Annotated in this window: 7 protein-coding genes; 5 read left to right on the forward strand and 2 right to left on the reverse strand. The window is 75.8% G+C overall.

Annotated features, from left to right (window positions below):
- Positions 1-156 precede the first annotated feature (156 nt).
- Both ACFV4G_RS15495 and ACFV4G_RS15500 read right to left on the reverse strand, forming a co-directional pair.
- A complete protein-coding gene (locus ACFV4G_RS15495) occupies positions 157-600 on the reverse strand; it encodes an SRPBCC family protein (protein ID WP_380440405.1) in 444 nt (147 codons plus the stop codon).
- Between the two features lie 23 nt (positions 601-623).
- Positions 624-1205, reverse strand: coding sequence for a TetR/AcrR family transcriptional regulator (locus ACFV4G_RS15500; protein WP_380440407.1), 582 nt, complete (start codon positions 1203-1205; stop codon positions 624-626).
- Positions 1206-1329: 124 nt separating this feature from the next.
- On the opposite strand from ACFV4G_RS15500, the gene ACFV4G_RS15505 reads away from it, so the two are divergent.
- The 5 genes from ACFV4G_RS15505 (at position 1330) to ACFV4G_RS15525 (ending at position 5846) form a co-directional block, all read left to right on the forward strand.
- Positions 1330-2169, forward strand: coding sequence for a carboxymuconolactone decarboxylase family protein (locus tag ACFV4G_RS15505; protein ID WP_380440409.1), 840 nt, complete (start codon positions 1330-1332; stop codon positions 2167-2169).
- 22 nt (positions 2170-2191) lie between these two features.
- Positions 2192-2773 (forward strand): hypothetical protein, encoded by a 582-nt coding sequence (locus ACFV4G_RS15510; protein ID WP_380440411.1) that lies wholly within the window; start codon positions 2192-2194, stop codon positions 2771-2773.
- A gap of 122 nt (positions 2774-2895) precedes the next feature.
- Positions 2896-3414, forward strand: a complete 519-nt coding sequence (locus tag ACFV4G_RS15515; RefSeq protein WP_380440413.1) for a universal stress protein — start codon at positions 2896-2898, stop codon at positions 3412-3414.
- 233 nt (positions 3415-3647) lie between these two features.
- Positions 3648-4988 carry a hypothetical protein gene (locus tag ACFV4G_RS15520; RefSeq protein ID WP_380440415.1) on the forward strand — a complete coding sequence of 447 codons (1341 nt, stop codon included), beginning with the start codon at positions 3648-3650 and terminating at the stop codon, positions 4986-4988.
- 183 nt (positions 4989-5171) lie between these two features.
- Positions 5172-5846 (forward strand): cutinase family protein, encoded by a 675-nt coding sequence (locus tag ACFV4G_RS15525; RefSeq protein ID WP_380440417.1) that lies wholly within the window; start codon positions 5172-5174, stop codon positions 5844-5846.
- The last annotated feature ends 113 nt before the right edge of the window (positions 5847-5959 follow it).

The following is a 5959-nucleotide window of genomic DNA, read 5'->3' on the forward strand; positions in this document are numbered from 1 at the left end:
CGGGGGCCCCCCCGCCCCGGGCCCCCCCCCCGGCCAGGTGCAGCCGTTTCTACACGTCCCGTCACGGGCCGGAACCCCGCCGCGCGGCGGCCCGGGCCGATGTCGTCCCAGCGGTTCAACGCCGCACGGGCACGCGCACGGTGGGGCCGGGATGCCTCACCCCGCAGCCGGGGCGAGCAGGTGGTCCAGCACCCGCCCGAACACGGCCCGCCCGGCGGCGGCCACCAGCGGGTCGAACAGGCGGGGCAGGCCGGCGATCCGCAGCTCCTCCGCCCACACGGCCTCGCTGCCCGCGCCCACCGCGCGCACCCGCAGTTCGGCGTGGCCGCGCACCACGCGCCCGCGCTTCTCCAGCCGGCACACCCCGGGCCACCCGTCCCCGGGGGCGTCCAGCACGACGATCTCCATCGGATCGTCAAAACGCAGCGGCCCCAGGCCGGTTCGCGCCAGGACGACGTCCCCCACCTCCCGCCCGCTGCCCCGCACCGCCCCCACCCGGGTGAACGGCACCCGGTCCCCGTGCCGGGGCCAGTCGGTGAGCCGCGCCCAGCACTCCTGCGGCGGCAGCGGGCAACGACGGGGCAGGACGAATCGGGCCATTCCGCCACTCTAGTGGGCGGGCGTCAGGCCGGGCGCAGGCCTTCCAGGACCGGTGTGACGAGCAGGGGGCTGCGCAGGGTCTCCTCAGGGCCGGCGCCCAGGAGGACGCGGTAGTAGACCGGGGCGTAGAGGATGTCGACCATCGTGCGGGTGGGCAGGTCGGCGCGGAGCTGGCCGGCGGCGACGGCGGTGTCGAGGCGGCGCACGCACCGCTCGATGCGGGGTTCGAGGAAGGTGGCGCGCAGGGCGGCGGCCAGGGCGGGGTCGCTCTGGGCCTCGGCGATGATGCCGCGGTAGAGCGTGCCGGTGTCGCCGGTGAGCATGGCGGCCACGGCGGTGAGCTGGGCGGTGAGGTCGGCGGCGACGTCCCCGGTGTCGGGGAAGTCCATCGAGTCGCCGATCCGGTCGTTGACGGCGTCCAGGGCGATCGCGCCCTTGGAGGGCCACCAGCGGTAGATGGTCGGCTTGCCGACGCCCGCGGTCGCGGCGATGGCCTCGATGGTGGTCTTGCCGTACCCCTTGGCCGCGGCCACCTCGAAGACGGCGTCCAGGACGGCACGGCGGGCGCGTTCGCTACGGCGTTCGGGGTTCGGCTGGGGGCTCATGGCCCGGAGTCTAGCCCAGACGTTACGTTACGTTTCGTTTTGACAGTCGGCGCGGGACCGCTCTAGCCTCATCGACGTTACGAAACGTTTCGTAACGCCAATCCGGAATCCCAAGGAGTCCCCCGTGACCGCTCCCGCCGCTCCCGCCACCCCGTCCGCCGACCGCCACGCCCGCGGGCTGGCCCTCCTGCACGAGGTCGCCGGCCCCGAGGGCGCCGGAGTCCTGGACGGCCTCGCCGGCATCGCACCCGACCTCGCCCGGCTGACCGTCGAGTTCGGCTACGGCGACGTCTACGCCCGCCCCGGCCTCACCCTCGCCCAGCGCCAGCTCGTCAACGTCGCCGCCCTCACCGCCCTCGGCACCGCGGCCCCGCAGCTGCGCTTCCACATCGACGGCGCCCTCAATGTCGGCGTCGAGCCGTCCGCCATCGTCGAGACGGTCCTCCACGTGGCCGTCTACGCGGGCTTCCCGGCGGCGCTCAACGGCATCGCCGTCGCGAAGGCCGCCTTCGCCGCCCGGCCGGGGCTCGACTTCACCCCCGTCCGCAGCGAGGCCGACGGCGCGGAGACGCTGCGCGAGCGGCACGAGCGCGGGCTCGCCGCGCTGGAACGGGTCGACGGGGAGGCCGGGGAGCGCGTCGTCGCCGCGCTCGCGGACATCGCCCCCGCCCTGGCCGACCACATCGTCGACTTCGCCTTCGCCGACGTCTACTCCCGCCCCGCCCTCGACCTGAAGACCCGTGAACTGGCCACCGTGGCCGCCTGCACCGCGCTCGGCACCGCAGGACCGCAGCTGCGGGTCCACCTGCACGGCCTCCTCAACGTCGGCGGCACCCGGCAGGAGGCGGTCGAGACGATCACCCAGATGGCCGTCTACGCGGGCTTCCCGGCCGCGCTCAACGGGATCGCGGCCGCCCGCGAGGTGTTCGCCGAGCGCGACGCGGCGGGCCGGACGGGGGAGTAGGCGCCCGACGTAGCCTGCGCACATGGCGATCAACGGCTTCGGCGCGACCGAGTTCCAGCTGGTGCTGCTGCGCAGGATGGCCGACTACCGACCCGACCTCGTCGAGGACGCCGTCCGGCGGCTCGGGGCCACCCGGGCCGGGATGCGCGAGGCGAACAAGCGCTGGCAGGCGATGGTCCGCGCGCCCGGTTTCCCGCGCGCCGCCGCCCGCTACGCCGCCGTCCTCGGACCGCCCGGGGCGAGCGTGGCGCGGCCGATCGGGGACCTCGCCTGCACCGCGCGGCAGTGGGAGCTGCCGCTCTGGCCCGGCCTGCGCTTCGAGATCCTGCTCGGCCCGGCCGACGCCGGCGCCCCGCTGCTCAACGAGTGGCTGGTGCGTGCCGCCGGCACCCCGGCGCCCGAGCTGCGCACCCCCGCCGACCTGGCGCCCTGGAGCTGCGTGGTCGGCGACGTCGCCACCGCCTTCCCGCCCGCCGTGCCGCGCGAGGGCAGCGCCCCCACCCGCTTCCAGCTGGACTTCGGCGTCCCGGACGAGGACGGGCGGGTGCGCGCGTACACCGCGGACTTCACCTGGGGGCTGCTCCAGGAGGTGCGGGAAGCGTGAAGGGCGTGACCGGGAGATGAAAGGAAGGATTCAGTTTATACCTTGCATTTGCAGGTCGATGCGGGACTGTGTCAATGTAATCGCAGACATCAAGCGGGATTGGCACGGGAAAGCGAAGGATCATGTCGTACGGCGCACGCGTCATCGTCGGAGTGAACGGCTCGCTGCACAGCCTGACCGCCCTGCACCGCGCGGCGGCCGAGGCCCGGGCCCGGGGCGCCGTCCTCGTGCCGGTGCTCGCCTGGACCCCCGTCGGCGGCGAGCGCAACTACCGTGCGCAGCCCTGCCCGCCGCTGCTGCGCGAGTGGGAGGACGCCGCCCGCACCCGCCTGGACCGCGCGCTGGAGGAGGCCTTCGGCGGCCTGCCGATCGGCGTGCCGGTGGAGCCGATGGTGGTCCGCGGCCAGGCCGGGCCCGTCCTGACCGGGCTGGCCGAGCGCCCGGGCGACCTGCTGGTGGTCAGCACCGGCCGCCAGGGCGGCGCGCGCGGCAGGCTGCGCCGGCTGCTGCCCGGCTCCGTCACCCGCCACTGCCTCAACCGGGCGCGCTGCGGCGTGCTCGCCGTGCCGCCGTCCGGTCTGCTCGACGACCTGCGCGCCCTGCACCGCGGCATCGACCTGCGCGAGCTCGTCGCCGCCTGACGGGCGCCGCGCCGGTCGGCGGGTGTCGTGCCGGGGAAACTCCGCGCCCGGGATGCTCCGCGCCGCCCGGCGGGCACCGTGCCCGGGATGCTCCGCGCCGCCCGGCGGGCATCGCGCCCGGGAAGCTCCGCGCCCGGCATGCTCCGCGCCTAGGATGGGGAGCGGTTCCCGGAGCCGGGGTTCCCCCACCCGCGAGCCGGTGTGGCCCCGGCTCCTGCGAGGTTCGTTCCGCCATGGCGCATCCCCTCACGTTGCTGCGGACGGCGATGGGCGTGTCCCAGGCCGAGTACGCCGGTCTGGTGGCCCGGGCCCACGCCGACCTGGGCCTGGGGCAGATGGCCGCCCGCCGGGAGAAGGTGTCGCGCTGGGAGGCGGGGCGGATCGTCCCCGAGCGCTCCGCCCAGCTCGCCATGGCGCGCATCCACGGCGTCCCGGCCGGCGAGGTCCGCCGCCTCGGCTGGCCGCACTGGCTGCACCTGGCGGGAGCGAAGGCGGCCGAGGGCGGCACCGGCACGCCCCACGACGGCCGGCGGCCGTCCGCGGAGGACCGCTGGTCCGCCTTCGCCCTGCAAGGCCCCGCACTCGCCGCCCGGCTCACACGCACACTGGCCCTGCTCGGCGCCGCCGGGCCCGGATCCGGCCGCGCCCCGGGCCGCGAGGGCCCGCCCCTGCGCGAGGAGCGCCTGCAATGGACCGAGGCCAGGACGGCCGCCCTCGAACAGCACGAGAACGGCACGCTCGTCCCGCTGGGCGCGCTGTACGCCGCCGCGCTCGCCGAACACCGCCGGGCCGTCCACCTGGTGACCACCACCGGCTACGACGGGCCCACCGCCCGTCGGCTCCTGCGGCTCGTCTCCCGCACGGCCCTGGTCTGCGCGTGGCTCGCCAGCACCCTCGGCCAGGAGCCCAGGGCCGAGCGCCACAACCTCGCCGCCGTCCGCGCGGCCGCCGCCGCGGGGGACACCGGGTGCGTGTCGGCCGCCCTCGCGCAGCTCGCCAACCGTCACATCATCGCCGGTGACGCGGCCGACGCCCTGGCCGTCGTGCGGGCCGCCCGCCTCGCCGACCCGCACCCCGCGCCGGGCGGCTCGGCCGGGCTCCACCTCAAGGAGGCGATCGCCCTGGCCCGCCTGGGGGAGGGCGAGGCCTGCGCGCGGGCGCTGGACCGGGCGGAAGCCGTGGCCGGCACCCCCGACGACCGCCACCCGCCCGACCCCTCCGCCGAGTTCGACCTGCACGAGCGCTACCTGCCCGTCGCCCGCGCCACCGCCTGGCTCCACCTCGGCCGGCCCCGCCGGGCCCAGCCGTACTTCGGCCCGCTGACGCACCCCCGGCCCCCGGCGTCCGCCGCCCCGCCGTCCCCCTACACGCCCCTGGCCCTGCTGTACACACTCGACGCGCACCTCGCCCTCGGCGAGCTCGACCTCGCCGCGGCGACCGTCCACCACGCCGTCGACGTCACCGGGGCCCTCCCGCCCGGCATCGCCCTGCGCTACCGCGAACGGCTGGCCCCGCACCGGCACGAGCCCCTCATCGCCGGGGCCCTCGACCACCTGGCGGACGGCGCTCCCTGACGCACCGGCTCCTCCCGGCCGGGAGCCGTACGCCGGGAGCTGTACGAACGACCATCCACCACGCGCTTCATCGCGATGTCATCGCCCGCTGTCACTGTCGTCCGGACACCTCGGCCGACCGCCCAGCGCACCGCACCACACCGGAGAGCGGACGCGTCGGCCCACTGCGTGGGGAGAAATCGAATGCGAGCACGAAAGATCGCGGCCGCGGCGGCCGGACTCCTGATGACCACCGGGCTGACGGCGGCCCAGGGCACCGTGGCCCAGGCCGCCACGACGCGCGTGACCGCTCCGTGCGAGGGCACCTACACGATCGTCGTCGGCGGCACCGGCAGCAAGTGGTGGGACGACGGCTTCCGCGGCAACATCCAGCAGCACGTCGGGTATCCCACCGACATCCCGAACGGCGCGAGCACGCGCGCGGGCGTCAACGAGCTGAACCGGCTGGTGCGCGACCAGCGTGCCGCGTGTCCGGGCCAGCACGTCAAGATGGCCGGGTACTCCCTGGGCGCCGGGGTCGTGCACGTCTGGGTCAGCGAGAACTGGCGGACCTTCGACAACGTCAACGCCATCCTCGTCTCGGACCCCAAGCGCCAGGGCCCGCCCGGGGCCAACGGCGGGGCGGTGCCGTTCGGCGGCCTCATCGGCTACCCGCTCGCCGGCGCCGACCGCAACTTCGGCAACGTGCCCGTCAAGACGATCTGCAACTGGGACTACGTCTGCGACGAGTCGGCCGGCATCTGGACCTACCCGGCCAACCACGTCAACAACTACAACGTGGACCGCGACATGGACCACCACAACGACAGCGCCAACGAGGAGTGGTACAACGGCGTCTGGCACCCCGCCTCCTGGTAGGCGCGCGGACGCGCACGGCACGCACCACCCTTCGGGCGCCCCCCCGCCCCCCCCCCGCCCCCCCCCCCCCCCCCGCGGTGTTCAGCCCACCCCATGCAGTCCCGGGACCTAAC

This window comes from Kitasatospora sp. NPDC059747, assembly GCF_042732955.1.
Lineage (GTDB): Bacteria > Actinomycetota > Actinomycetes > Streptomycetales > Streptomycetaceae > Kitasatospora.

What these genes read in the sequence shown, in the direction of transcription:
- ACFV4G_RS15510 (WP_380440411.1), top strand. Translation starts at nt 2,192, where the DNA reads ATGGCGATCAACGGCTTCGGCGCGACCGAGTTCCAGCTGGTGCTGCTG.
- ACFV4G_RS15520 (WP_380440415.1), top strand. Translation starts at nt 3,648, where the DNA reads ATGGCGCATCCCCTCACGTTGCTGCGGACGGCGATGGGCGTGTCCCAG.
- ACFV4G_RS15515 (WP_380440413.1), top strand. Translation starts at nt 2,896, where the DNA reads ATGTCGTACGGCGCACGCGTCATCGTCGGAGTGAACGGCTCGCTGCAC.
- ACFV4G_RS15500 (WP_380440407.1), bottom strand. Translation starts at nt 1,205, where the DNA reads ATGAGCCCCCAGCCGAACCCCGAACGCCGTAGCGAACGCGCCCGCCGT.
- ACFV4G_RS15525 (WP_380440417.1), top strand. Translation starts at nt 5,172, where the DNA reads ATGCGAGCACGAAAGATCGCGGCCGCGGCGGCCGGACTCCTGATGACC.
- ACFV4G_RS15495 (WP_380440405.1), bottom strand. Translation starts at nt 600, where the DNA reads ATGGCCCGATTCGTCCTGCCCCGTCGTTGCCCGCTGCCGCCGCAGGAG.